Genomic DNA, 25,169 nt, shown 5'->3' on the forward strand with positions numbered 1-25,169 from the left:
AGCGGGACGGTGAGTGACGTGACGAGCACCAGCACGACGAGCGGGGCGACGCCGGTGGCGGGTCGCGCGCCGGATCAGGCGGTCCCCGTGCCCGACGACGTGCGCGACGTCGTCGGCGTCGGCGTCCTGATGCCGAACGGGCGGCTCGCCGGCCGGAGCTTCGCGTCGCGCGCCGAGGCGGAGGCGTGGGCGCGCCCCGACGAGGGAGAGCAGGTCGTCGAGCTCAACCTGCTGTGCGACTGCGACCTCTGAGCGCGAGCCGTGAGGGCGCGGGGAGAGGGCGCGCCGGGCATATATCTTGACGTCAAGATATATGGGGTATGCTGGTCGCGGTGCAGGTCGCAGCGGGTCGTGGACGAGCCGCCGACCACCGCCAGGGCGGTCCTCCGGGCCCGGCCTGAGCGGCGCGCCGGCCCGGCGTAGGCTGGGCGAAGCCCCCTGAACCATGGCATCCGTGCCACCGTCTCGCCACGAAGGAGCTACGAGTGAGCAGCGTCGACACGTTCGGGTCGAAGGGAACGCTGGAGGTCGGTGAGAACTCGTACGAGATCTTCCGCCTGTCCGCCGTCGAGGGTGTCGAGCGCCTCCCGTACAGCCTGAAGATCCTTGCCGAGAACCTCCTGCGCACGGAGGACGGCGCCAACATCACGGCCGACCACGTGCGCGCGCTCGCGTCGTGGGACCCGGACGCGCAGCCCGACACCGAGATCCAGTTCACGCCCGCGCGCGTGATCATGCAGGACTTCACCGGCGTGCCCTGCGTCGTCGACCTCGCCACCATGCGCGAGGCCGTCGCGGAGCTCGGCGGCGATCCGTCGCGCATCAACCCGCTGGCACCGGCCGAGATGGTCATCGACCACTCGGTGCAGATCGACGTCGCGGGCCGCTCGGACGCGTTCGAGCGCAACGTCGAGTTCGAGTACCAGCGCAACCACGAGCGCTACCAGTTCCTGCGCTGGGGCCAGACGGCGTTCGACGACTTCAAGGTCGTCCCCCCGGGCACCGGCATCGTGCACCAGGTGAACATCGAGTACCTCGCGCGCACGGTCATGACCCGTGAGGTGGGCGGCGTGCTGCGCGCCTACCCGGACACGTGCGTCGGCACCGACTCGCACACGACGATGGTCAACGGCCTCGGCGTGCTCGGCTGGGGCGTCGGCGGCATCGAGGCCGAGGCGGCCATGCTCGGCCAGCCCGTCTCGATGCTCATCCCGCGCGTCGTGGGCTTCAAGCTCAACGGCTCCATCCCGGCGGGCGTGACCGCGACCGACGTCGTGCTCACCATCACCCAGATGCTGCGCCAGCACGGCGTCGTCGGGAAGTTCGTCGAGTTCTACGGCGCCGGCGTGGCCCAGGTGCCGCTCGCGAACCGCGCCACGATCGGCAACATGAGCCCCGAGTTCGGCTCGACGGCGGCGATCTTCCCGATCGACGGCGTGACGATCGACTACCTGCGCCTCACGGGCCGCAGCGACGAGCAGCTCGCGCTCGTCGAGGCGTACGCCAAGGAGCAGGGCCTGTGGCTGGACCCCGCCTCCGACAGCTACGTCGAGCCGGTGTTCTCCGAGTACCTCGAGCTCGACCTCTCGACGGTCGTGCCGTCGATCGCCGGGCCGAAGCGCCCGCAGGACCGCATCGAGCTGTCGAACGCGAAGTCGGCGTTCGAGCGCGACCTGCCCACCTACGCGCCCGAGGTCCGCGACCTCGTCGACGAGGCGGAGAAGGAGTCGTTCCCGGCGTCCGACTCGCCCGCCATCACGCCCAACGGCCGCAAGACCGTGAGCGTCACGGACACGGACGGCAAGACGTTCGACCTGTTCCACGGCGCCGTCGCGATCGCGTCGATCACGAGCTGCACCAACACCTCGAACCCGTCGGTCATGCTCGCCGCCGCGCTCCTCGCGAAGAAGGCGGTCGAGAAGGGCCTCGAGGCCAAGCCGTGGGTCAAGACGTCCATGGCCCCGGGCTCGCAGGTCGTGACGAACTACTACGAGAAGGCCGGCCTGTGGCCGTACCTCGAGAAGCTCGGTTTCCACCTCGTCGGCTACGGGTGCGCGACGTGCATCGGCAACTCGGGCCCGCTCGACGAGAAGATCTCGGAGGCGGTCAACGAGCACGACCTCGCCGTGGTGTCGGTCCTCTCCGGCAACCGCAACTTCGAGGGCCGCATCAACCCCGACGTGAAGATGAACTACCTCGCGTCGCCGCCGCTGGTCATCGCGTACGCGCTCGCGGGCACCATGGAGTTCGACTTCGACCACGACCCGCTGGGCCGGGACGAGGCGGGCCACCCCATCTTCCTGCGCGACATCTGGCCGACGCCGGACGAGGTCCAGGCGACGATCGACGCGTCGATCGACCGCGACATGTTCACCAAGGACTACGCGGACGTCTTCACCGGCGACGACCGGTGGCGCGCGCTCGAGACGCCCGAGGGCGACACGTTCGCGTGGGACGCCGAGTCGACCTACGTGCGCAAGCCCCCGTACTTCGAGGGCATGGGCATGGAGCCGTCGCCGGTCACGGACATCTCCGGCGCGCGAGTCCTCGCGAAGCTCGGTGACTCGGTCACGACCGACCACATCAGCCCCGCGGGCGCCATCAAGGTGGACTCGCCGGCCGGGAAGTACCTCGCCGAGCACGGCGTCGCGCGTCGCGACTTCAACTCCTACGGCTCGCGCCGCGGGAACCACGAGGTCATGATCCGCGGCACGTTCGCGAACATCCGCCTGCGCAACCAGCTCCTCGACGACGTCGAGGGCGGGTACACCTTCAACTTCGTCAAGGGCGCGCAGGACACGATCTACGACGCCGCGCAGGACTACGCCGCGCAGGGCACCCCGCTCGTCATCCTGGGCGGCAAGGAGTACGGCTCCGGCTCGTCGCGCGACTGGGCGGCCAAGGGCACGGCGCTCCTGGGTGTCAAGGCCGTCATCACCGAGAGCTTCGAGCGCATCCACCGCTCGAACCTCATCGGCATGGGCGTCCTGCCGCTGCAATTCCCGGCGGGCGAGAACGCCGGGTCGCTCGGCCTCGACGGCACGGAGACGTTCGACATCGCCGGCATCACGGCGCTGAACGACGGCTCCACGCCCTCGACCGTGAAGGTCACCGCGACCAAGGCCGACGGCACGACGGTCGAGTTCGACGCGGTCGTGCGCATCGACACCCCCGGCGAGGCGGACTACTACCGCAACGGCGGCATCCTGCAGTACGTGCTCCGGTCGCTCGTCGCCTGACCCCGGTCCGGCCCGACGGCGCACGCGCACCCCGGCGGGGCGCTCACCTCTCGAGGTGGGCGCCCCGTCGTCGTCTCCGGACGGCGCACCGATCTCGCCTTGAGATCGACATGCTCGGTCGAGGTCGGCACGTCCGGCCGACATCGGCGGCCACGATCGCCGAACCGTCACCGGAGTGCCGATCTCGCGCGTCGCCGCCTTGCGGCGAGAGACTGGGGCATGGGTACCGAGAACATGACCCGGCCGAGCGGCGCGGACGTCGAGGCGTTCCTCGCGGCGGTGGAGCACCCCGTCCGGCGTCGCGACGCGTACCGGCTCGTCGAGCTGATGGGACGGGTCACGGGGGAGCCCGCGCGGATGTGGGGCTCGTCGATCGTCGGGTTCGGCACCTACCACTACCGCTACGCGAGCGGTCGCGAGGGCGACATGGCAGCGGCGGGCTTCTCGCCGCGCAAGGCCGCGACGACCGTGTACCTCATGGACGGCGTCGACGCCCACGCCGCGCTCCTGGAGCGGCTCGGCCCGCACACCGTCGGCAAGGGCTGCGTCTACGTCAAGGACCTCGACGCCGTCGACCTCGGCGTGCTCGAGGAGGTCGTGCGCCGCTCCTCGGCGACGCTCACGGGCGGCCCCGCGTTCGGCAGGCGGCTCTCCGGTCCGACGGCGCAGGGTCTGACGGCGCAGGGGCCCTCCTCCTGACGCGACCGCGCTGCCGGGTCAGAGCGGGGCGTCGAGCGTGCGGGTCCGGTCCCAGGGCTCCGTCCAGCCGAGCCGGTCGAACAGCGCGTCGAGGATCCCGCCCGTGAACCCCCAGACGAGGTGCTCGCGCCCGTCGGCCTCGACGAGGAAGCCGGGGCTCTTGTGCACCCGGCGGTCGCGCCGCACCGTCACCGTGCGGCGCCGCTCGGGGTCGAGCAGGTCGGCGACGGGGACGCGGAACACGTGCGCGGACTCGGCGGCGTCCACCGCGCGGACGGGCGTGGGGCGCGACCACCACGCCAGGACCGGGGTGACGAGGTGGTTGCTCACCGGCACGGGCAGCTCGCCGAGCGTCCCGAGCACGTCGACGCCGTCGGGCTCGAGCCCCGTCTCCTCCTGGGCCTCGCGCAGCGCGGCGCCGACCGGGCCCGCGTCCTCGGGCTCGAGGCGGCCGCCGGGGAAGGCGACCTGGCCGGGGTGGTGGCCGAGCGTCGCGGCGCGCGCGAGCAGGAGCACGTCGAGGTCGCGGGGCACCGAGGCCGCGGCGTGCTCCGCGGGGACGCGGTCGAGCGCGCCGAACAGCAGGAGGACGGCGGCCCCACGGGCGTCGGCGCGCAGGGCGCCGACGGCGTGCCGCCACGGCTCGGGCCAGGCGCCCCCGTCGCGCGCGAGCGCGGCGAGCTGCTCGCGCGCGGCGGGGCGCGAGCCCGCCGGGTCGGTGGTCACCAGCTCACCGGGAGCGGGCGGCCCTCCTCGTAGCCCGCGGCGGATTGGATCCCGACGACGGCGCGGTCGGCGAACTCCGCGAGGCTCGACGCGCCCGCGTAGGTCGCGGAGCTGCGCAGCCCCGACGTGATCTGGTCGAGGAGGTCCTCGACGCCCGGGCGCTGCGGGTCGAGGAACATGCGTCCCGAGCTGATGCCCTCCTCGTAGAGCGCCTTGCGCGCACGCTCGAACGGCGACCCGCCCGCGGTGCGCGCCGCGACCGCCCGTGCCGACGCCATGCCGAAGCTCTCCTTGTAGAGCCGACCTGTCCCGTCGTCGTGCAGGTCGCCGGGGGACTCGTACGTCCCCGCGAACCACGAGCCGATCATCACCTGCGAGGCGCCCGCGGCGAGCGCGAGGGCGACGTCGCGCGGGTGGCGCACGCCGCCGTCGGCCCAGACGTGCTTGCCGAGCTCGCGCGCCGCGGCGGCGCACTCCAGGACGGCGGAGAACTGCGGGCGCCCCACGGCGGTCATCATGCGCGTCGTGCACATCGCGCCCGGGCCGACGCCCACCTTGACGATGTCGGCACCCGCGGCGACGAGGTCGCGCACGCCGTCCGCGGTCACGACGTTGCCCGCGACCACGGGGACGTCCGGGCCGACGGAGCGCACGGCGTCGAGCGCCTGGAGCATCTTGGCCTGGTGGCCGTGCGCCGTGTCGACGACGAGCACGTCGACGCCGGCCGCCAGGAGCTCCTTGGCCTTGGCGGCGACGTCGCCGTTGATCCCGACGGCGGCTCCGACCCGCAGGCGGCCCGCTGCGTCGAGCGCGGGTGCGTAGACGGACGAGCGCAGCGCGCCCTTGCGCGTGAGGACGCCGACGAGCGCCCCGTCGCGCGTCACGGGCGCGACCTTGAGGCGCGCGCTGTGGAGCTGCTCGTAGGCCGCCTCGAGCCCGGCGCGACCGCCGTCGAGGACGGACGCGTCGAGGACGAGGGGGTCGGTGGTCATGACCTGGTGGACCTGGGTGAAGCGGTCGACGTCGGCGCAGTCGGCCTCCGTCACCACGCCCACGGGCCGGCCGTCGTCCACGACGACCGCCGCGCCGTGCGAGCGCTTGCCGATGAGGGTGAGCGCCGTGTGCACGGTGTCGTGCGGGCCCACGACCACGGGCGTCTCGATGACGGGGTCCTTGGACTTCACGTCGGCGACCACGTCGGCGACGACGTCGGTCGGCACGTCCTGCGGGATGATCGCGACGCCTCCGCGGCGCGAGACCGTCTCCGCCATGCGGCGGCCCGCGACGGCGGTCATGTTCGCGACGACGACGGGGATCGTGGTCCCCGTCCCGTCGGCGGAGGAGAGGTCGACGTCGAAGCGCGAGGCGACCTCGGAACGCGACGGGACGAGGAAGACGTCGCCGTACGTGAGGTCGGTCGCGGGGGACTGGCCGGGCAGGAAGCGCATGCCCCCATCCTACGAGGTCGGAGCTCGTCGTTGTCCGCAGTGCGGAAGTGAGATTCCACGAACGGGTGGTCCGTGCGCCGGGCGCCGGAGTGTGCGTCAATGGCGTGAAGGTCCCGTCGCCCCGCGCACCGCTGCGCAGGTCACCTGCCCGGACGGCCTAGAGTTGTCGGGCTGGTCGCACGGGAACGGAACGGAGCATCTGCATGAGCCTGCTTGGCACGATCACCTCGCCCGAGGACGTGCAACGGCTGACCCTCGAGCAGACGCGGGAGCTCGCCGGCGAGATCCGTGCGTTCCTCGTCGACTCGGTCTCGCGCACCGGCGGGCACCTCGGTCCGAACCTCGGGGTCGTCGAGCTCACGATCGCGATGCACCGCGTGTTCTCGTCGCCGACCGACACGTTCGTGTTCGACACGGGCCACCAGTCCTACGTGCACAAGCTCCTCACCGGGCGCCAGGACTTCTCCGCGCTGCGCAAGCAGGGCGGCCTGTCCGGCTACCCGTCGCGCGCCGAGTCCGACCACGACGTCGTCGAGAACTCGCACGCGTCGACCGCGCTCTCGTGGGGCGACGGCATCGCGAAGGCGAACGTCGTGCGCGGTCTTACCGACCGGCACGTCGTCGCGGTCATCGGCGACGGCGCCCTCACGGGCGGCATGGCCTGGGAGGCGCTGAACAACATCGCCGAGAGCCAGGACCGGCGCCTCGTCGTCGTGGTGAACGACAACGGTCGCTCCTACTCGCCGACCATCGGCGGGCTCGCGCACCACCTGTCGACGCTGCGCACCACGCACGGCTACGAGAGCTTCCTCCAGTGGGGCAAGCGCACCCTCAACCGGTCCGGCGCGCCGGGGCGGTTCGCGTACGAGTGGCTGCACGGCCTGAAGAAGGGCCTCAAGGACGTCGTCGCCCCGCAGGGCATGTTCGAGGACCTCGGCATCAAGTACGTCGGGCCCGTCGACGGGCACGACGTCGAGGCGATGGAGCACGCGCTGCGGCGGGCCAAGGCGTACGGGGCGCCCGTCATCGTGCACGCGATCACCGAGAAGGGCCGCGGCTACACGCCCGCCGAGCAGGACGTCGCCGACCGCTTCCACGCCGTCGGGAAGATCCACCCCGAGACCGGGCTCCCGGTCGCGCCATCGCGCTTCGGCTGGACGAGCGTCTTCGCGGACGAGATCGTCCAGATCGGCCGCCGCCGCTCCGACGTCGTCGCGATCACGGCGGCGATGCTCGAGCCGGTGGGCCTCAAGCCGTTCGCTCAGGCCTTCCCCGAGCGCACGTTCGACGTCGGGATCGCCGAGCAGCACGCCGCCACGTCCGCCGCGGGCATGGCGTTCGCGGGCCTGCACCCCGTCGTCGCCGTCTACGCGACGTTCCTCAACCGCGCGTTCGACCAGGTCCTCATGGACGTGGCGCTGCACAAGGCCGGCGTGACGTTCGTGCTCGACCGCGCCGGGATCACGGGCGACGACGGCGCGAGCCACAACGGCATGTGGGACATGGCGATGCTGCGCATCGTGCCGGGCCTGCGGCTCGCCGCGCCGCGCGACGAGGAGACGCTGCGGACGGCGCTGCGCGAGGCCGTGGACGTGGACGACGCCCCGACGGTCGTGCGCTACCCGAAGGGGGCGCTCGGGGACGCGCTGCCCGCCGTCGACACGGTGGACGGCGTGGACCTGCTCGCCGTGCCGGACGACGCGCCGAAGATCGCTCCGCAGGGTGCGGCCCCCCGCGCCCGGGTCCTGATCGTCGGCCCCGGGTCCATGGCGCGTGTCGCGCTCGACGCGGCGCAGACGCTCACGGCCCACGGCGTCGACGTCACCGTCGCGTCCCCCACGTGGGTCCTGCCGATGCCGAGCGCGCTCGTCAAGCTCGCCGGCGAGCACGACCTCGTCGTGAGCGTCGAGGACGGCGTCGCCGACGGCGGCGTGGGCGCGCTCCTCGCGCAGCGCTCGCTCGAGGGCGGCGTCCGCACGCCCGTGCACGCGCTCGGCCTGCCCGCGCAGTTCCTCGACCACGCGACCCGGGACCAGGTGGCCTCGGCGTACCGGCTCACGCCGGCCGACGTCGCGCGCGACGTGCTGGACGCGCTCGCGGCACTCACCCGCGGCTGAGTCGTCGGAGCGAGGGCGATCGTCGCGGACGTCTCGGCGGTGCGGGGGTCGTCCGGGCTAGGGTCCAGGCGTGATCTGGCTCCTCGACCTCGACAACACGCTCGTCGGCCGCGACGACGCGTTCGCCGCCTGGGCGGCCGACGCCGTCGCCCACGCCGGTCGCGACGCGTCCGACCTCGCGGCGATCGTCGCGGCCGACCAGGGCGGGTTCGCCGTCAAGACCGACGTGGCGCGCGTCATCGTCGACCGCCTCGGCTGGGACGAGGACCTGCCCGCCGCGGTCGACCGCTTCCGCGCCGGCATCCTCGACCACGTGCGCGCGTACGACGGCGTGCTCGACCTGCTCGACGCCCTGCGCGTCGACGGCGACCTGGTGGTCGTGGTGACGAACGGGACGTCCCCCCAGCAGCGCGGCAAGCTCGCCCGCTGCGGGGTCGGGGCGCACGTCGACGCCGTCGTCGTGTCCGGCGAGGAGGGCGTCGACAAGCCCGACCCGCGGCTCCTCGAGATCGCGCTGGACCGCGTCGGTGCGGCCGATGCGGACCGCGCACAGGTCTGGATGGTCGGGGACGCGGCGCACGCCGACGTCGCCGCCGGCCGGGCCGCCGGCACGCGCACCGGCTGGGTCTCCCACGGGCGCCCATGGACGGACGGGCCGCTGCCGGACGTCCTGGGGGCGACGGTGCACGACGTCGTCGCCCGCGCCCGCGCGGCGGCCCTCACCGCGCCGTAGCGAGCGCCGGGGCACCCGGCCACGGGCGCCCCGGCGGGGCGTCAGGAGTGCGTGACCTCGACCGCCTGCTCGACGACCGCACGCAGGTCCCCGCCGGACGCCGCGTGCCACGCGCGCTGGCGCTGGGCGCCGTTCCCGCCGGACCAGAGGCGTCCGAGGAGCTCCGTCACGGCGTCGAGGTCGCCCGCGTCGACGAGGGCGTCCCGCACGTGCGCGACGAGCTGTCCGACGACGTCGTGCGCCGGGGCGGGACGCCAGGTGAGCGGCGAAACGAGGTCCTCCTCGAGGCCCGAGCGCCCGGCGCGCCACGACGCGGTCCGCAGGATCTCGGGGCGGAGCTCCGGGGGCGCGACGCCGTCCGCGGCCTCGCGCGCCGCGGTCTCGACGAGGCCGCGGCTGAGGGCCGCGAGGAGCGTCGCCGTGTCGGGGTCGAGGCACACGTCGGCGACGCGGATCTCGACGGTCGGGTAGCGCGACGAGAGCCGCGCGTCGAAGTAGACCATGTTCTCGTCGAGGATCGTCCCGGTCGCGACGAGGCCGTCGACCGCCGCGCGGTACGCCTCGGGCGTCCCGAACGCGCGGGTCGGGCCCGACGTCGGCCAGCGGGACCAGACCTGGGACCGGAAGCTCGCGTACCCGCTGTCCTGGCCCTGCCAGAACGGGGAGTTGGTGCTCAGCGCGAGGAGCGTGGAGAGCCACGGCCCGATGCGGTCGAGGACGGTGACCCCCTCGGCGTCGTCCGCGACGGCGACGTGCACGTGGCACCCGCTCGTGAGCTGCTCGCGCGCCGTGAGGCCGAACGCGGCGCGGGCCTCGAGATAGCGCAGGCGGGAGACGGTGGTGCCCTCGAAGGGCAGGGGCGAGGTGGAGAGCGCGGCGACCCGGGCGCCGACGCGGTCCGCGGCCTCCTGGGCGCGCTGCCGTCCCGCGCGGATCTCCGTCGCGAGGTCGTCGAGCTCGCGACGCGGGTGGGTCGCGGTCTCGAGCTGCTCCTCCATGAACTCCGACTCGAGCGAGCCGGTCCCGCCGCCCTTCTCGTCGGTGCCCGACGCCTCCAGGGCCTCCGCGGCCCGGGCGACCGGATGGCCGTCGTCGCCGACGAGCAGGAACTCTTCCTCGACCCCTACGGTGCGCTTCACCCGGGCAGTCTCACACGGAAGCCGCGAGCACGTCGGGCGGGCGTGTGACGTGCGTCCGTGTCGTGCGTCACGGGCGCGTGCCGCCGCGGTCGTGCCCGGGTCCCGAGGGCTTGTGAAGGTCATCACAAGGGGTGGTCCCGACAGGGTGCGAGGGGCGAGGGAACCGCGAGATCCCGCGGTTCCTGCGGGGTCCCGCCCGGCTCGGGACCTAGGTCCCCGGACGGCCCGAAACCCCTCCGCGCGACGCCGCGCGAACCTAGCCTGGAGGTGGCGAAGGAGCCCGTCGGAACCTCGACCGAGGGCCTCCACCCGAGGCCCCCGCGAGGCCGGCGGGTCCGGCCGGCGCGCGGACCCGCGCGTCAGGCACGAGGGAGGTCCAGATGACCAGCGTTTCCGAGGCACCCGGCACGACGAGCGGCGGCCGCGCGGTGGAGGGCGGCGTCGACGCGCAGCACGACACCGCGCACGTCCCCGCGTGGGAGGGCTTCACCGACGGCCCGTGGCGCGACACGGTCGACGTGCGCGACTTCATCCAGCGCAACTACCGCCCGTACACGGGCGACGCGTCGTTCCTCGCCGGGCCCACGGAGCGCACGACGGGGATCTGGGACACGCTGTCCGCGATGTTCCCCGAGGAGCGCGAGATGGGGATCTACGACGTCGACCCCCACACGCCCGCGGGGATCACGGCGCACGCCCCGGGCTACATCGACAAGGCGCACGAGGTGATCGTCGGCCTGCAGACCGACGCCCCGCTCAAGCGCGCGATCATGCCGAACGGCGGCTGGCGCATGGTCGAGGGCGCGCTGCAGACCTACGGCTACGAGGTCGACGAGACCCTGAAGAAGGTCTTCACCGAGTACCGCAAGACCCACAACCAGGGCGTGTTCGACGTCTACCCGCCGAACGTGCGCGCGGCCCGCAGCTCGCACATCATCACGGGCCTGCCCGACGCCTACGGCCGCGGCCGGATCATCGGCGACTACCGCCGCGTCGCGCTCTACGGCGTCGACGCCCTGACCGCCGCGAAGAAGCTCGACAAGCTCGGTCTCGACACGCAGCCGTTCAGCGAGCAGGTCGTGCGCGAGCGCGAGGAGCACGCGGAGCAGATCCGTGCGCTGGGCGAGCTCAAGGAGATGGCGGCCGAGTACGGCTACGACATCTCCGGCCCCGCGACGTCGGCGCGCGAGGCCGTCCAGTGGCTCTACTTCGCCTACCTCGCCGCGGTGAAGGAGCAGAACGGCGCCGCGATGTCGCTCGGCCGCACGTCGACCTTCCTCGACGTGTTCATCGACCGCGACCTCGAGGCCGGACGCATCACGGAGTCCGAGGCGCAGGAGATCATCGACGACTTCGTCATCAAGCTGCGCATCGTGCGGTTCCTGCGCACGCCCGAGTACGACTCCCTGTTCTCCGGCGACCCGACGTGGGTCACCGAGACGATCGGCGGCATGGGCGAGGACGGGCGCCCGCTCGTCACGAAGAACTCGTTCCGGTTCCTCCAGACGCTCTACAACCTCGGCCCGGCCCCCGAGCCGAACATGACGGTGTTCTGGAGCCCGGCGCTGCCGCAGGGCTTCAAGGACTACTGCGCGCAGGTCTCGATCGACACCTCGGCCGTGCAGTACGAGTCGGACGAGCTCATCCGCCAGCACTGGGGCGACGACGCGGCGATCGCGTGCTGCGTGTCCCCGATGCGCGTCGGCAAGCAGATGCAGTTCTTCGGCGCTCGCGTGAACCTCGCCAAGACGCTGCTCTACGCGATCAACGGCGGGCGCGACGAGATCTCCGGCAAGCAGGTCTCGCCGGTGGCGGCTCCCGTCGAGGGCGACGTGCTCGACTTCGACGACGTCATGGCGAGGTTCGACGCGACGATGGACTGGCTCGCCGAGACGTACGTCGAGGCGCTCAACTGCATCCACTGGTCGCACGACAAGTACGCGTACGAGCGCATCGAGATGGCGCTGCACGACAAGGACGTGCTGCGGACCATGGCGTGCGGCATCGCGGGCCTGTCCGTCGCGGCGGACTCGCTGTCGGCGATCAAGCACGCGAAGGTCTCCGTCGTCCGCGACGAGCGCGGCCTCGTCGTCGACTACGTGACCGAGGGCGAGTACCCCACGTACGGCAACGACGACGACCGGGCCGACGCGATCGCCGTCGACCTCGTCGAGCGGTTCATGGCGAAGGTGCGCACGCACCCGACGTACCGCGACGCCGTGCCGACGCAGTCGGTCCTGACGATCACGTCGAACGTCGTGTACGGGAAGGCGACGGGCAACACGCCCGACGGCCGCCGCGCCGGCGAGCCGTTCGCCCCGGGCGCCAACCCGATGAACGGGCGCGACACGCACGGCATGCTCGCCTCGGCGCTGTCGGTGGCCAAGCTGCCGTACGACGAGGCGCAGGACGGCATCTCGCTGACCAACACGGTCGTGCCGAGCGGCCTCGGGCGCACCCAGGAGGAGCAGGTGACCAACCTCGCCGGCCTCCTGGACGCCTACATCGGGTCCGAGGGGTACCACATGAACGTCAACGTGCTGAACCGCGAGACGCTCCTGGACGCCATGGACCACCCGGAGAACTACCCGCAGCTGACGATCCGCGTGTCCGGGTACGCGGTGAACTTCGTCCGCCTCACGCGCGAGCAGCAGCTCGACGTGCTCTCGCGCACCTTCCACGGCGCGCTCTGACGAGCGCTGAGGAGCCAGCCATGACCGTCACCCTTCCCGGCCCCGCCGTCCGCCCGTCGCGCGGGTGCGCCGTCGTCGGGGGCACCCTGCCCGACGACGCCACGCGCCTCGACGTCCCGGGCGCCCCGACCTCGGCGGCCGAGCCCGCGGCGTCGGGCACGCCCGTGGGCCACGCCCGCCGGGCGGGCGCGGGCCTGGACGGGCTGACGGTCGCGGACGTGGACCGGGCCGACAAGCTCGCGGCGATGCGCGCGGGCGAGCTCGGCTCGGTCCACTCTTGGGAGCTCGTCACCGCCGTGGACGGCCCGGGGACCCGGCTCACGGTGTTCCTCAACGGCTGCCCGCTGCGGTGCCTGTACTGCCACAACCCCGACACGTTCGCGATGAAGGACGGCAGGCCCGTCACGGCGGACGAGCTGCTCGGGCGCGTCCGGCGCTACCTGCCCGTCTTCCGGGCCACCCACGGCGGGCTCACGCTCTCCGGCGGCGAGGTGCTCATGCAGCCTGCGTTCGCCGCCCGCGTGCTGCGCGGGGCCAAGGCGATGGACGTGCACACCGCGCTCGACACGTCGGGCTTCCTCGGCGCGAACGCCACCGACGCGATGCTCGACGACACGGACCTCGTGCTGCTCGACGTGAAGTCGGGCGACCCCGACACGTACACGAAGGTCACGAGCCGCGACCTCGAGCCGACGCTGCGGTTCGGGCGGCGGATCGCCGAGCGCGGTCTCACCGGCCACGCGCCCGAGGTGTGGGTGCGCTTCGTCCTCGTCCCGGGCCTCACCGACGACGTGGACAACGTGGAGAAGGTCGCGGAGTACGCGGCCTCGCTCAACGCGATCCGCCCCGGCACGGTGACACGCGTCGAGGTGCTGCCCTTCCATCAGATGGGTCGCGACAAGTGGGACGCCCTCGGGCGCACCTACGAGCTCGACGACACGCCCGCGCCGTCCCCGGAGCTCACGGAGCGCGTGCGCGACCAGTTCCGCGCCCACGGCCTGACGACGTACTGACGGGCGACCGCGCGCCGAGACGTGAGAAGTGGCCCCGGACCGACGTGTTCCTGGGGCCACTTCTCACGTCTCGACGGGACTGCCCCCGAGGCGGATCTCGGTGCCCGCGACGGCGGGACCTAGGCTCCCGGGAGCGATACTGTGGTGATACCACGACGGGAGGTGCGGGGATGAGCGGCAAGCAGATGGTCGTGCGTTTCACCGAGGACGAGAAGCGGGTTCTCGAGGCGGCCGCGGAGCGCGAGGGACGGTCCCAGAACGAGATCGTTCGTGACGCCGTGCGGCGGTACGGCGCTGAACGCGACGCACTGCGTGACCGGCTGATCGCGGACGCGATCCGCGAGTACGGACCCGTGCTCGACAAGCTCGCCTGAGGTGGTCGCGTCGCGAGAGGTCGAGTACCTCGAGGTCGGGGACCTGCTCGCGGCGGCGCGCGCGCTGCTCCGGGCGGAGCCGGTCGTCCGTGACTGGGGTGCGCTCGACTCGGCCGAGCATCGTCCTCGCGCCTCGATGTTTGGTGAGGAGGCGTACCCGTCGCTCGACCTGAAGGCGGCCGCGCTGATGCTCTCCGTCGTCCAGAACCACGCGCTCGTCGACGGCAACAAGCGGCTCGGCCTGGTCGCCGTCGTCGTGTTCTACGGCATGAACGGCGTCGCGCTGCGTGCTCCCCACGACGACGTGTACGAGCTGACGATGTCGATCGCCGACGGTTCGACGCACGAGGTGACGTACGTCGCGGAGTGCCTCGCTCGCTGGCACGCGTGACCGCGCCGCGCGCGACGCTGCCCGACGTCGCCACCGCTCGGGCGGTCGTCGCGGACGCGGACGCCCTCGCCGCGCAGCTCGCGACCCTCTCTGCCGCGCCCGGGACGGCACGCGACCAGGTGCGCGCCGCGTTCGGCGACAGCCGCGAGGAGAAGGTCCTGGCGCGCCTCGACACCGTCGACGTCGCGTCGCTGCGCGACGTCACGCGCGAGCGCCTACGGCTCGGGGCCCTCGCGGACGCGAGCGTGCGGACGGTCGGGGCGGTCGCGCGGCTCGGGCGCGACGGTCTGGAGCGGGTCCCGGACATCGGCCCGCAGACGGCGACGCATCTGCTCGCGGCCGCCGAGCAGGTGGCGCGCGCCGTGCGCGAGAGCCTGCGCTTCCGGATCGACCTCACGCCGACCGACCCCGTCGCGACCGCGCTCGTCCAGGCGCTGCACACGCTCGACCAGGCCGACGCCGCCGTCGCGCGGTACGGCGACCAGGTGCGCGCCGCGCTCGCCGAGCACGAGCGCGTGCGCGACGACGCGCGGGTCGCCGCGAGCGGAGCGCGTCGCCTCCTCGCCTGGGGCGAGCGCCGGCGTCGGGCGTTCGCGGCGGTGACGACGCTCGCCGGGGTCGCGGAGCGGGCGCGGGAGACGGGGCTGGACGAGGAGGCCCGGCGCGTCACCGCGCTGCTCGCGGAGCCCGCGCGCCCCTACGACGCCTGGGCGGACTTCCGGCGCCGGTCCGCGGCGTACTACGCGCTGCTCGACGGCGTGGCCCCCACCGGGCGCGACGTCGTCGCTGCCGCCGGCCACCTGCCCGCGGAGCTCGTCGACCGCGTGCAGACGCAGGCGCTCGACGAGACCCTGCTGCGGGTGTCGTTGCGCGGGTACCAGGCGTTCGGGGCGCGCTTCGCGCTCGCCCAGCGGCGCGTCGTCCTCGGCGACGAGATGGGGCTCGGCAAGACCGTGCAGGCGATCGCCGTCGTCGCGCACCTCCTCGCGCGCGGCGCGACGCACGCGCTCGTCGTGTGCCCCGCGAGCGTCCTGGAGAACTGGGTGCGCGAGCTGCGGACGCACGCGGACGTCGCCGTGCACGTCGTCCACGGCGAGGACCGGGACGACGCGGCGGAGGCGTGGCGTGCGTCCGGCGGCGTCGCCGTCGTGACGTTCGCGGGCCTGCGCCGCGCGGGGACCGAGATCCTCGTGCCAGCGGGGTCCAGCGCCCCCGCCGTGCTCGTCGTGGACGAGGCCCACTACGTGAAGAACCCGCTCGCGAAGCGGTCCGTGGCCGTCGCGGCCCTCGCGCGGGGGACCGAGCACGTGCTCCTGCTCACGGGCACGCCCATGGAGAACCGGGTCGAGGAGTTCCGCACCCTGCTGGGCTACCTCCAGCCCGCGCTCGCCGCACGCCTCGACGCGGCCCACGGCGCGGCGGGCCCCGACGCGTTCCGGCACGCCGTCGCGCCCGCCTACCTGCGGCGCAACGCCGAGGACGTGCTCGAGGAGCTGCCGGAGCTCGTGCAGGTCGACGAGTGGGAACGGCTCGGGGCGGTCGACGGCGCGGCGTACCGCGAGGCGGTCGCGGCGGGGTCGTTCATGGCGATGCGACGAGCGGCGTTCGCGGTCGACCACCCGGAGGACTCGGCGAAGCTCCGCCGACTCGTGGAGCTTGCGCGCGAGGCGGCCGAGAACGGACGCAAGGTCGTGGTGTTCTCGTACTTCCGCGACGTGGTGGACACGGTCGTGCGCGCGCTCGGCGACCTCGCGCTCGCTCCGCTGACCGGCTCCGTGCCCGCCCGGACGCGCCAGACGATCGTCGACGACTTCACGGTGGCCGAGGTCCCGCGCGTGCTCGTGAGCCAGATCGACGTCGGGGGAGTGGGCCTCAACCTCCAGGCGGCCTCCGTGGTCGTCCTGTGCGAGCCCCAGACCAAGCCCACGACCGAGGCGCAGGCCGTCGCGCGCGCCCACCGCATGGGGCAGGTCGAGACCGTCCAGGTGCACCGCCTGCTCACGGTCGACAGCGTCGACGAGCACCTCGTGCGCCTGCTCGGGACGAAGGCGCGGCTGTTCGACGCGTACGCGCGGCGCAGCGCGCTCGCCGAGGAGGTCGCGGGCGCGGTCGACGTGTCCGAGGCGTCGCTCGCGCGCGCCGTGGTCGACGCCGAGCGGGCGCGGCTCTTCGTCGACCCCGCCGTCACGTCGGTCGAGGACGCGGTCACCGACGACTGAGCGACGGTCCGGACGCGCCGGTGCGCCTGACGGCCTAGCGTCTGTCGTATGACCGACGACACCGGCACGTCCGCGAACCCCGCCCCGCCCCTGACCCCGCTGCCCGAGGACTGGTCCACGGCGCTCGCCGTGGTCGCCCATCCCGACGACATGGAGTTCGGCGGGGCCGCCGCCGTCGCGCGATGGACGGGGCAGGGCAAGCGGGTCGTGTACTGCATGGTCACGAGCGGCGAAGCCGGCATCGACGGCATGGACCCGGACGAGGCGCGACGCGTGCGCGAGGCGGAGGAGGTCGAGTCCGGTCGGGTCGTCGGCGTCGAGGAGGTCGAGTTCCTCGGGCTGCCCGACGGCGTGCTCGAGTACGGCCTGCCGCTGCGGCGGGCGATCGCGGGCGCGATCCGGCGCCACCGGCCCGACGTCGTGATCACCGGGAACTACCGCGAGACGTTCCCCGGCGGGATGCTCAACCAGGCGGACCACATCGCGACGGGACGGGCCGTCGTCGACGCCGTGCGCGACGCGGGGAACAGGTGGGTGTTCCGCGAGCAGGTCGAGACCGACGGGGTCGAGCCCTGGGGCGGCGTGCGCCAGGTCTGGGTCGCGGGCTCGCCCGACGCCGCGCACGGCGTCGACGTCAGCGCGACCTTCGACGCGGGGGTCGCGTCGCTGCGCGCGCACGCCGCCTACCTCGACGGGCTGGGGTGGGAGGACTTCGACCCCGCGGCGTTCCTCGCGTCCATGAGCGCGCCCACGGGGGAGCGCATGGGGGTCGCGCACGCGGTCGCGTTCGAGGTGCTGCGCATGGGCTGGGAGGACTGACTCACGCCCGGTCGGGCTGCTCCTCGATCGTGACGACCTTGAGCTCGGGCGCGAACCCGTAGAGCCTGCCGTCCTGCGCGCCGACCCACCACTTCCCGCACATCGCGGTCGCGCCCTGCTCGGTGCCCGCCTCCCACCAGGAGGCCTCGAGCGTCGCAGCGGTGCGGTAGTCGTCCGCGGTCAGGTCGCCGCGCTCGGGCCGGGGCTCCAGGGGGTGCTCCGACGAGACTGCGGTGCAGCTCGCGGGCAGCGCCCCCAGGTCGGCGGTCATCGAGAGGATCCGCTCGTCGCCCGTGGTGCGGACCACCTCGCGCACGTCCGTGGCCGAGTCGGGCACCCAGTCGGGCAGGACGCCGTCCGCCTTGCCGGCCTCGCCCGTCGCGAACTCGTAGGTCTTGGTGTGGCCCGCACGGTTCTCCGCGACGGCCTCGCCGATGCTGCCGCACGCGGAGAGCAGGAGCGCAGCGCCGGCGGCGAGCGTGAGGGCGCCGAGCATCCGGCGCTCGGTCGTGCCGCGGGGTGTGGTGGTCAGAGGGAGGTCGGTGGCGGGCTGGGCGGGGGTGCGGTTCGTCATGGCCACGACGCTACGGAGCGCGTGGCGTCGGCGGATCGGGCCGCGAGCGGAACCTCCGCGCGGTCGTCGTACGACCACGGGAGGGCGCTCGCGGCCCGGCGTCCGACCCCGGTCGGTCAGGCGCGCGACGCCGCCGGGACGTTCGCGACGCCGTCGGGCAGGAAGCGGCGGCCCAGGACCTTCTCGCTGTACCCCGTGCGGTCGAGGTACGGCGTGATGCCGCCCAGGTGGAAGCCCCACCCCGCGCCGAGGATCATGCACAGGTCGATCTGCGACGGGCTCGCGACCACGCCCTCGTCGAGCATGAGCCCGATCTCCTGCGTGAGCGCCGTGAGCACGGAGTCGAGGACGCCGGCCTCGTCCAGCGCCCCGTCGCCGCCTGCCTCACCCGTGCCGAAGACCCGCTGGATCGCCGGGTCGACGGGCTTGGGCAGGCCCTTCGGCGCGTCGAGGACGACGGGGATCTGCTCGTCCACGATGCGCTGCAGGCCGGGCGACTCGGGGAACCGGTCGCCCAGGTCCTCGCGCAGCGACGTGAGGACGTGCAGGCCGACGGCCGGGCCGACGAGGTCGAACAGCGCGAACGGCGGCATCGGCAGGCCGAGCGGCGCGACGGCGCGGTCCGCGACCTCGACCGACGTGCCGTTCTCGACCGCCTCGACGATCTTGCCCATGAGCAGGATGAGCAGTCGGTTCACGACGAACCCGGGCCGGTCGGCGACGAGCACGGCCGTCTTGCGGAGCTTCTTCGTCATGGCGAACGCCGTCGCGAGGGCCGCGTCGTCGGTCTTCGCCGCCTGGATGATCTCGACGAGAGGCATCTGGGCGACGGGGTTGAAGAAGTGCATCCCGACGACGCGCTCGGGGTGCTGCAGGTCGGCCGCCATCTCCGTGATCGACAGCGCGGACGTGTTCGTCAGCAGCACGGCCTCGGGCGACAGGACGCCCTCGAGCTCGGCGAAGACCTTCTTCTTGAGCCCGAGGATCTCCGTGACCGCCTCGATGACGACGTCGCAGCCCGCGAAGTCGCCGAGCTCGGTCGTGCCGTGCACGGAGCCGACGATGCGCGCGCCGGTGTCCGCGGACATGCGGCCCGAGCGCACGAGCTTCTCCACGGTGGAGCGGACGTAGCCGAGGCCCTTGTCGACGCGCTCCTGGTCGAGGTCGCGCATGACGACCGGCACCTGGAGGCGCTGGGCGAACAGCAGCGCGATCTGCGCGGCCATGAGGCCCGCGCCGACGATCCCGACGCGGGTGACGGGGCGGGCGAGCTTGGCGTCGGGCGCGCCCTGGGGTCGCTTGCCCTTCGAGACGAGCTGGAACGCGTAGACGCTCGCGCGCATCTCGTCGCTCATGATGAGGTCGGCCAGGGCCTCGTCCTCGGCGGCGAACGCCTCCTCGCGCGACGCGGTGCGCGCGGCGGCGACGAGGTCGAGCGCGCGGTACGGGGCGGGGCGCGAGCCCGCGACCACGGCGTCCAGGCGCTGGCGCGTCCCGGCGACGACGGCGTCCCACACGGGCTGCGGGTCGAGCTCGCGCCGCTCGACGACGATCTCGCCGCGCAGCACGGCCTCGGCCCAGCGCAGCGAGGACTCGAGGAAGTCGGGCGCCTCGAAGAGCGCGTCGACGAGCCCGATCTCGTACGCCTCCTTGGCCTTGAACGGCTTGTTCGCGGCCGGGCGGGCGAGGATGACGTCCATCGCCTTCTCGACGCCGAGCAGGCGCGGCACGAGGTAGGCGCCGCCCCAGCCGGGGACCAGGCCCAGGCCGACCTCGGGCAGCGCGAGCGCGCCGGCGTCGGACGCGACGGTCCGGTACGTGCAGTTCAGCGCGACCTCGAGGCCGCCGCCGAGCGCGACGCCGTTGACGAACGCGAACGTCGGCACGCCCATGTCCTGGAGCAGCGTGTACGCGGCGTGCCCGGCGCGCCCGAGGGCGAGCGCGTCGTCGCGCACCTGGACGGCCGCGGCCTGCGTGAGGTCCGCGCCCGCGGCAAGGAAGTAGGGCTTGCCGGTGATCGCGACGGCGACGATCTCGCCGTCCGCGGCCCGGCGCCGCAGCGTCTCGAGGGCCGCGTGCAGCTCGGCGAGGCCCTCGGGGCCGAGCGTCGTCGGCTTGGTGTGGTCGAGCCCGTTGTCGAGCGTGACGAGGGCGAGCGTGCCCGTCCCGCCGGGGAGCGCGACGTCGCGCACGAGCGAGTGCGTGACGCGCTCCCCGCGCGCGGCGTCCTTCGTCGCGTCCGCGGAGATGGTGGGCGTGGTGTCGGTCGGTGCGCTCATCGTCAGTTCTCCGCGGTCTCGAAGGTGTGGCCGGAGTAGTCGGCGTGGTGCGGGTTCTCCCAGATCACGGTGCCGCCCATGCCGAGGCCGACGCACATGGTCGTCAGGCCGTAGCGCACCTCGGGGTGCTGCTCGAACTGGCGCGCGAGCTGCGTCATGAGGCGCACGCCCGACGACGCGAGCGGGTGGCCCATGGCGATGGCGCCGCCGTACTGGTTGACGCGCTCGTCGTCGTCCGCGATGCCGAAGTGGTCGAGGAACGCGAGCACCTGGACCGCGAACGCCTCGTTGATCTCGAACAGGCCGATGTCGTCGATCGTCAGGCCCGCGGACGCGAGCGCGCGCTCGGTCGCGGGGACCGGCCCAATGCCCATGACCTCGGGGTCGACGCCCGCGTACGCGTACGCGACGAGGCGCATGCGCGCCGGGAGCCCGAGCTCGTCGGCGACGTCGCCCGCGGCGAGCAGGCACGCCGTCGCGCCGTCGGTCAGCGGCGAGGCGTTGCCCGCGGTGACCTTCCCGCCGGGGCGGAACGGCGTCTTGAGGTCGCGGATCGAGTCGACCGTGGTGCCGGGGCGGGGCAGCTCGTCGGCCGTGGCCAGGCCCCAGCCGAGCTCGGTCGACCGGGTCGCGATCGGCACGAGGTCGGGGGAGATGTCGCCGTTCGCGAGGGCCTTGGCGTACTTGGCCTGGCTCGCGACGGCGTACGCGTCGGCACGCTCCTTGGTGAGGTGCGGGTACCGGTCGTGCAGGTTCTCGGCCGTCGCGCCCATGACGAGCGCGGAGGAGTCGACGAGGCGCTCGGCGACGAACCGCGGGTTCGGGTCCGACCCCTCGCCCATGGGGTGGTGGCCCATGTGCTCGACGCCGCCCGCGACGACGACGTCCTGCGCGCCCACGGCGACGTTCGCCGCCGTGGTCGTGACCGCGGTCATCGCGCCCGCGCACATGCGGTCGATCGCGAAGCCGGGCACCGACTTGGGCAGCCCCGCGAGCACGGCGACGCTGCGGCCGAGGGTGAGGCCCTGGTCACCCGTCTGCGTGGTCGCGGCGAGCGCGAGCTCGTCGATGCGCTCGGCGGGCAGCTCGGGGCGGCGGCGCAGGAGCTCGCGGACCGTCTTCACGGCGAGGTCGTCCGCGCGGGTCTCGGCGTAGATCCCGTCGGGGCGCGCCTTGCCGAACGGGCTGCGGACGCCCTCGACGAAGACGACGTCGCGCACGGGGCGTCGGCGCGAGCGCTGGGTAGCCGCCTGGGTGGGTGCCGAGGTGGGAGAGGGGGCCTCGTTGGCCACGGTCATGGCATCTCCATCCGATGCAGATGGTCGGGACGGCGGTGTCCGGAGCGGCACCGCTCGGGGGTCGTACGTGCGATACACGCTACCGCGGGTATCGGGAAAGCACGAGACCGATGCTACGACATGAAGAGACCCGGTATCGCATCGCGCGATACCGGGTCTCTCCGGGGTTCGGGGCGGTCGGGAGCCCGCGTCAGCGGCTCCCGCGGAGCTTGCGCACGACCTTCTTCGCGGTGGGCAGGCCCTTGTTCCAGGCGGAGTACCACATCGAGAACGGCACGTCGACGCTGTGCACGAGCTCGTCGTCGTGCTGCGCGAAGCTGCGCTTGAACTCGCTGATGCCGTCGTTGAGCAGCCCGTTCATGTCGTACCGGACCAGACCGGCCTGCTGCGCGAGCGTGATCGCGTGCCACTTCACCGGCGCGTTCGCGCGGAGCTTGCGGCCCGCGTCGTTGATGCCGCCGTAGAGCTCGAACGACGTCGTCGCCGACGACACGCACCACACGAACGACACCGGGGCGCCCTCGGAGAACGCGGCGACGAGCACCGAGTGCTCGCCGAGCTCGCGGTGGATCGCGAGGTAGTACTCGTCGTCGTGCAGCGCGAAGCCCGCGCGCTCCGCCGTCTCGTGGTAGACGTCGAGAACCTGGCGGACCTCGCCCTCGTCCGTCACGCGCCGCACCTCGAGCCCGGTGCGCGCCGCCTTGCGGATGTCGTACCGCGTCGACTTGCCCATGGCCTTCGTCAGCTCGTCCTCGGACTTCGTGAGGTCGAGGATCAGCGTGACCGGGTAGAGGATCGGGTTCGCCGCGGGGCGGGCGTCGGGCAGCGCGAGGTGCGTCCCGACCGGCCAGTCGGGCTCGATCGTGACGCCCACGCCGCCCACGCTCGACTTGCACCACGCGACGACCGCACGGGTCACGGCGTCGCGCGTCGCGTCGTCGCCCACGCCCGGGCCGACGCCCCAGCCGTCTCCCGCCGGCGCGATCACGGGCCCGCGGGGCACGTGGCACAGCGCCTTGAACTGCGCGGGCAGCGAGCGCACGAGCACCTGCGCCAGACCGCGGACGCGGCCGTCGGCGTCCACCGCCTCCACGCGGTGCGGGGTCCACGCCCCGGTGGCCTTGACCTCGCCCCAGCCCCAGAGCTGGAGGGGGTGGCCGCCGAGCTCGTTCACCCGGGCGTCCCAGGAGGCGCGGTCGGTGACTGTCCGGATCGTCAGGTTCGCGTCGTGCACGCGGACGACCCTACCCGCTCGCTACGCCCCGGCGATGCTCGCGAACGCCTCAGCGAGGGGCTGGGCGACCAGCGCCACCTGCCAGTCGCGAGCACCCCGCCCGTGGAGGAACGCGGAGATCGCCGCCGCGTCCAACGGGTCCGGCGGCGTCCAGCACAGACGGCGCAGCGCGTCCGGCTGGAGCACGTTCTCCACCGGGACCGCGTAGCGCTCGGAGAGGCCCTGGACGACCGCGCGCGCCGCGTCGAGACGGGCGGCCGCGCCGGGGTCGCGATCGGCCCACGCGCGCGGCGGCGGCGGGGCGTCCGTGCGTGGACCGCGGGTGGTCGGCAGCGCGCTCGCGGGCAGCGCGAGCGCGGAGTCGATGGCGCGCTGCCAGTACGCCGCCCGGCGGCGCGTGCCCTTGCCCGCGAAGGGCGGCAGGTCGACGAGCTGCCCGGCCGTCCGGGGCAGGGCCTCCGCCGCGGCGACGATCGCACGGTCGGGCAGCACCCGGCCCGGCGCGATGTCCCGCGCGCGGGCAGTCGCGTCGCGGGCCTCCCACAGGCTCCGCACGACGGCCAGGCGCCGCGGGTCCCGGAGCGTGTGCGTGCCGGACGTGCGCCGCCACGGTTCGGGGCGCGGCGCGGGCGGGCCCGCGGTCCGCACCGCCTCGAACTCCTCCGCCGCCCAGCCGGCCTTCCCCGCCTCCTCGAGCCGCTCGCCGAGCACGCGGCGCAGCGGGACGAGCACCTCGACGTCGAGCGCGGCGTACCGCAGCCAGTCGTCCGGGAGCGGTCGGGTCGACCAGTCGACGGCGGAGTGCTCCTTCGCGAGGCCCAGGCCGAGCACGTCGGCGACGACGGCCGCGAGGCCGACGCGCTCCATGCCGAGCAAGCGCGCCGCGAGCTCGGTGTCGAACACGCTCGCCGGGACCACGCCGTGCTCGGCGAGGCCCGGCAGGTCCTGCGACGCGGCGTGCAGAACCCACTCCGCGTCCCCGACCGCCTCGCGCAGCGGTGACAGGTCGGGCACCGCGACGGGGTCGACGAGCGCGGTCCCCGCGCCCTCGCGGCGGACCTGGACGAGGTAGGTGCGCTGCCCGTAGCGGTAGCCCGACGCGCGCTCCGCGTCGGCGGCGACCGGGCCGGTCGCGGCGGCGAACGCCTCGACGACGCACGCGAACGCGGCGGGGGTGTCGACGACGGGCCCGAGCCCGTCGGACGGCTCCGTCAGCGGGGTGACGACGGGCCCGGGCCCGTCGCCGGCCACTCCGGTCGCAGGGGTCGGGTCGAGCGGCGGGGGTGCGGGTGCTGCGGTCGAGCTCATGGGTTCACGGTATTGCGTCGGGTGGCCGGTCGAGCACCGAGGGGCGTCACGCCGTCGGGCAGGGGCGGCAGCCCGGCGGCCGTGCACAGCAGCTGCGCCCAGGCGGCGAGGTGGTCGCCGAGGTCCGCGGCGCCCGCGGGTCCCGCGGCCACGGGGGTCCACGACGCGCGCATCTCGAGCTCCACGTCGTTGTGCTTGCCGGCGAGGGCGCCGAAGCTCTGGGACAGGACGCGCGTCACCGTGCCGCCCTCCGCGCGCACGGCCGCGCCCGTGTCGTGGAGCGCGTCCTCGAGCCAGGTCCACGCGACCTCGGCGAGCATCTCCTCGGACGCCATCTCCGGCTCCAGCGTCGCGCGCACCATCGTCACCACGCGGAAGCTGCCCTGCCACGCCTCCTGGCCCTCGGGGTCGTGGAGCACGATGAACCGCCCCGACGCGAGGTCGGGGTCCTCGGACCGTGCCGCCTCGACCTCGCCCGTGAGCGCGACCGACCACGGCGCGATCCGGCGGGGGGCGGGGACCTCGCGCAACGTCACCTCGGGTCGGAGCCGCCGCGCGCCGAGGGCGTCGAGGACGGCACGGAACGCCGGGGGAGCGTCGGTCCCGTGAGCGGTGATCACTCTCGGCACACTACGAGCCGACCGGACGAACCGGACGCGCGCCGCGCGGCTGTCATCGAATCGTGATCCCGACTTCGTCAAGAACGCTGCGGGTGACCGGATCGTGGCCCCTCGGGAGCGGTGCGGCGCACGAGGACTAGGCTGGCGCCGTATCCATCACCGGTGCACCCGGCCGCGCGCCCGCGCCCGGCCCGGAACGGCTCCGCGCCCTCCCGCGCGCGGCCGTCGTGCGCCGGGACCGACCCT

20 protein-coding genes are annotated in these 25,169 nt (G+C 73.7%); 11 read left to right on the top strand and 9 right to left on the bottom strand.

Annotated elements, in window-relative coordinates; genetic code table 11:
* Nucleotides 1-18 precede the first annotated feature (18 nt).
* The 3 genes from ABWU78_RS13875 to ABWU78_RS13885 all read left to right on the top strand — a co-directional run bounded on the left by ABWU78_RS13875 (nt 19) and on the right by ABWU78_RS13885 (nt 3,938).
* Nucleotides 19-252 carry a hypothetical protein gene (locus tag ABWU78_RS13875; RefSeq protein ID WP_353709387.1) on the top strand — a complete coding sequence of 78 codons (234 nt, stop codon included), beginning with the start codon at nt 19-21 and terminating at the stop codon, nt 250-252.
* A 233-nt stretch (nt 253-485) separates the two neighbouring features.
* Entirely contained in the window at nt 486-3,239 is a 2,754-nt protein-coding gene (acnA, locus tag ABWU78_RS13880; RefSeq protein WP_253049132.1) for an aconitate hydratase AcnA, read from the top strand.
* Nucleotides 3,240-3,458: 219 nt separating this feature from the next.
* Nucleotides 3,459-3,938, top strand: coding sequence for a DUF1801 domain-containing protein (locus ABWU78_RS13885; protein WP_439158711.1), 480 nt, complete (start codon nt 3,459-3,461; stop codon nt 3,936-3,938).
* A gap of 18 nt (nt 3,939-3,956) precedes the next feature.
* On the opposite strand, the gene ABWU78_RS13890 is transcribed toward ABWU78_RS13885, so the two are convergent.
* Both ABWU78_RS13890 and ABWU78_RS13895 read right to left on the bottom strand, forming a co-directional pair.
* A complete protein-coding gene (locus tag ABWU78_RS13890; protein WP_253049137.1) occupies nt 3,957-4,664 on the bottom strand; it encodes an NUDIX hydrolase in 708 nt (235 codons plus the stop codon).
* Entirely contained in the window at nt 4,661-6,112 is a 1,452-nt protein-coding gene (locus tag ABWU78_RS13895; protein ID WP_253049140.1) for a GuaB1 family IMP dehydrogenase-related protein, read from the bottom strand. The genes ABWU78_RS13890 and ABWU78_RS13895 overlap by 4 nt, the downstream gene beginning before the upstream one ends.
* A 203-nt stretch (nt 6,113-6,315) precedes the next feature.
* Here ABWU78_RS13895 and dxs point away from each other — a divergent pair, with 203 nt between their 5' ends.
* The gene (dxs, locus tag ABWU78_RS13900; protein ID WP_253049143.1) at nt 6,316-8,229 is read left to right on the top strand and encodes a 1-deoxy-D-xylulose-5-phosphate synthase; all 1,914 of its coding nucleotides are present in this window, start codon (nt 6,316-6,318) and stop codon (nt 8,227-8,229) included.
* 70 nt (nt 8,230-8,299) lie between these two features.
* Nucleotides 8,300-8,962, top strand: coding sequence for an HAD family hydrolase (locus tag ABWU78_RS13905; protein WP_253049146.1), 663 nt, complete (start codon nt 8,300-8,302; stop codon nt 8,960-8,962).
* A 41-nt stretch (nt 8,963-9,003) separates the two neighbouring features.
* Here ABWU78_RS13905 and ABWU78_RS13910 read toward each other — a convergent pair whose 3' ends face one another.
* Nucleotides 9,004-10,101, bottom strand: coding sequence for a carboxylate-amine ligase (locus ABWU78_RS13910; RefSeq protein WP_253049152.1), 1,098 nt, complete (start codon nt 10,099-10,101; stop codon nt 9,004-9,006).
* 380 nt (nt 10,102-10,481) lie between these two features.
* Here ABWU78_RS13910 and pflB point away from each other — a divergent pair, with 380 nt between their 5' ends.
* The 6 genes from pflB to ABWU78_RS13940 all read left to right on the top strand — a co-directional run bounded on the left by pflB (nt 10,482) and on the right by ABWU78_RS13940 (nt 17,610).
* Nucleotides 10,482-12,794 (top strand): formate C-acetyltransferase, encoded by a 2,313-nt coding sequence (pflB, locus tag ABWU78_RS13915; protein ID WP_253049155.1) that lies wholly within the window; start codon nt 10,482-10,484, stop codon nt 12,792-12,794.
* A 20-nt stretch (nt 12,795-12,814) separates the two neighbouring features.
* On the top strand, nt 12,815-13,807 hold the full coding sequence (gene pflA, locus ABWU78_RS13920; protein WP_253049157.1) for a pyruvate formate-lyase-activating protein: 993 nt from the start codon (nt 12,815-12,817) through the stop codon (nt 13,805-13,807).
* A 170-nt stretch (nt 13,808-13,977) separates the two neighbouring features.
* Complete coding sequence (locus tag ABWU78_RS13925; RefSeq protein WP_087471916.1) at nt 13,978-14,181, top strand: ribbon-helix-helix protein, CopG family; 204 nt, start codon at nt 13,978-13,980, stop codon at nt 14,179-14,181.
* A 1-nt stretch (nt 14,182) separates the two neighbouring features.
* Nucleotides 14,183-14,572, top strand: a complete 390-nt coding sequence (locus ABWU78_RS13930; RefSeq protein WP_253049160.1) for a type II toxin-antitoxin system death-on-curing family toxin — start codon at nt 14,183-14,185, stop codon at nt 14,570-14,572.
* Nucleotides 14,569-16,791, top strand: a complete 2,223-nt coding sequence (locus tag ABWU78_RS13935) for a DEAD/DEAH box helicase (protein WP_439158712.1) — start codon at nt 14,569-14,571, stop codon at nt 16,789-16,791. The genes ABWU78_RS13930 and ABWU78_RS13935 overlap by 4 nt, the downstream gene beginning before the upstream one ends.
* Before the next feature lie 48 nt (nt 16,792-16,839).
* On the top strand, nt 16,840-17,610 hold the full coding sequence (locus ABWU78_RS13940) for a PIG-L deacetylase family protein (RefSeq protein WP_439158713.1): 771 nt from the start codon (nt 16,840-16,842) through the stop codon (nt 17,608-17,610).
* A gap of 1 nt (nt 17,611) precedes the next feature.
* Here the strand turns inward: ABWU78_RS13940 and ABWU78_RS13945 are convergent, their stop codons facing one another.
* From ABWU78_RS13945 to ABWU78_RS13970, 6 genes are all read right to left on the bottom strand, one after another.
* The gene (locus ABWU78_RS13945; RefSeq protein WP_253049169.1) at nt 17,612-18,184 is read right to left on the bottom strand and encodes a hypothetical protein; all 573 of its coding nucleotides are present in this window, start codon (nt 18,182-18,184) and stop codon (nt 17,612-17,614) included.
* A 116-nt stretch (nt 18,185-18,300) separates the two neighbouring features.
* A complete protein-coding gene (locus ABWU78_RS13950) occupies nt 18,301-20,463 on the bottom strand; it encodes a 3-hydroxyacyl-CoA dehydrogenase NAD-binding domain-containing protein (protein WP_353709375.1) in 2,163 nt (720 codons plus the stop codon).
* Between the two features lie 2 nt (nt 20,464-20,465).
* Nucleotides 20,466-21,761 carry a thiolase family protein gene (locus tag ABWU78_RS13955; protein ID WP_353709374.1) on the bottom strand — a complete coding sequence of 432 codons (1,296 nt, stop codon included), beginning with the start codon at nt 21,759-21,761 and terminating at the stop codon, nt 20,466-20,468.
* A 190-nt stretch (nt 21,762-21,951) separates the two neighbouring features.
* On the bottom strand, nt 21,952-22,995 hold the full coding sequence (locus ABWU78_RS13960; RefSeq protein ID WP_353709373.1) for a lipid II:glycine glycyltransferase FemX: 1,044 nt from the start codon (nt 22,993-22,995) through the stop codon (nt 21,952-21,954).
* A gap of 21 nt (nt 22,996-23,016) precedes the next feature.
* Nucleotides 23,017-24,303: a ribonuclease D gene (locus tag ABWU78_RS13965; RefSeq protein WP_353709372.1), complete on the bottom strand. Its 1,287-nt coding sequence runs from the start codon at nt 24,301-24,303 to the stop codon at nt 23,017-23,019.
* Nucleotides 24,300-24,923 (bottom strand): DUF3000 domain-containing protein, encoded by a 624-nt coding sequence (locus tag ABWU78_RS13970; RefSeq protein WP_308202237.1) that lies wholly within the window; start codon nt 24,921-24,923, stop codon nt 24,300-24,302. The genes ABWU78_RS13965 and ABWU78_RS13970 overlap by 4 nt, the downstream gene beginning before the upstream one ends.
* Nucleotides 24,924-25,169 lie beyond the last annotated feature (246 nt).

It is taken from the genome of Cellulosimicrobium sp. CpK407, from assembly GCF_051844275.1.
Lineage (GTDB): Bacteria > Actinomycetota > Actinomycetes > Actinomycetales > Cellulomonadaceae > Cellulosimicrobium > Cellulosimicrobium cellulans_G.

What these genes read in the sequence shown, in the direction of transcription:
- ABWU78_RS13925 (WP_087471916.1), top strand. Translation starts at nt 13,978, where the DNA reads ATGAGCGGCAAGCAGATGGTCGTGCGTTTCACCGAGGACGAGAAGCGG.
- pflA (WP_253049157.1), top strand. Translation starts at nt 12,815, where the DNA reads ATGACCGTCACCCTTCCCGGCCCCGCCGTCCGCCCGTCGCGCGGGTGC.
- ABWU78_RS13895 (WP_253049140.1), bottom strand. Translation starts at nt 6,112, where the DNA reads ATGCGCTTCCTGCCCGGCCAGTCCCCCGCGACCGACCTCACGTACGGC.
- dxs (WP_253049143.1), top strand. Translation starts at nt 6,316, where the DNA reads ATGAGCCTGCTTGGCACGATCACCTCGCCCGAGGACGTGCAACGGCTG.
- pflB (WP_253049155.1), top strand. Translation starts at nt 10,482, where the DNA reads ATGACCAGCGTTTCCGAGGCACCCGGCACGACGAGCGGCGGCCGCGCG.
- ABWU78_RS13950 (WP_353709375.1), bottom strand. Translation starts at nt 20,463, where the DNA reads ATGAGCGCACCGACCGACACCACGCCCACCATCTCCGCGGACGCGACG.
- ABWU78_RS13885 (WP_439158711.1), top strand. Translation starts at nt 3,459, where the DNA reads ATGGGTACCGAGAACATGACCCGGCCGAGCGGCGCGGACGTCGAGGCG.
- ABWU78_RS13945 (WP_253049169.1), bottom strand. Translation starts at nt 18,184, where the DNA reads ATGACGAACCGCACCCCCGCCCAGCCCGCCACCGACCTCCCTCTGACC.
- ABWU78_RS13965 (WP_353709372.1), bottom strand. Translation starts at nt 24,303, where the DNA reads ATGAGCTCGACCGCAGCACCCGCACCCCCGCCGCTCGACCCGACCCCT.
- ABWU78_RS13955 (WP_353709374.1), bottom strand. Translation starts at nt 21,761, where the DNA reads ATGACCGTGGCCAACGAGGCCCCCTCTCCCACCTCGGCACCCACCCAG.
- ABWU78_RS13940 (WP_439158713.1), top strand. Translation starts at nt 16,840, where the DNA reads ATGACCGACGACACCGGCACGTCCGCGAACCCCGCCCCGCCCCTGACC.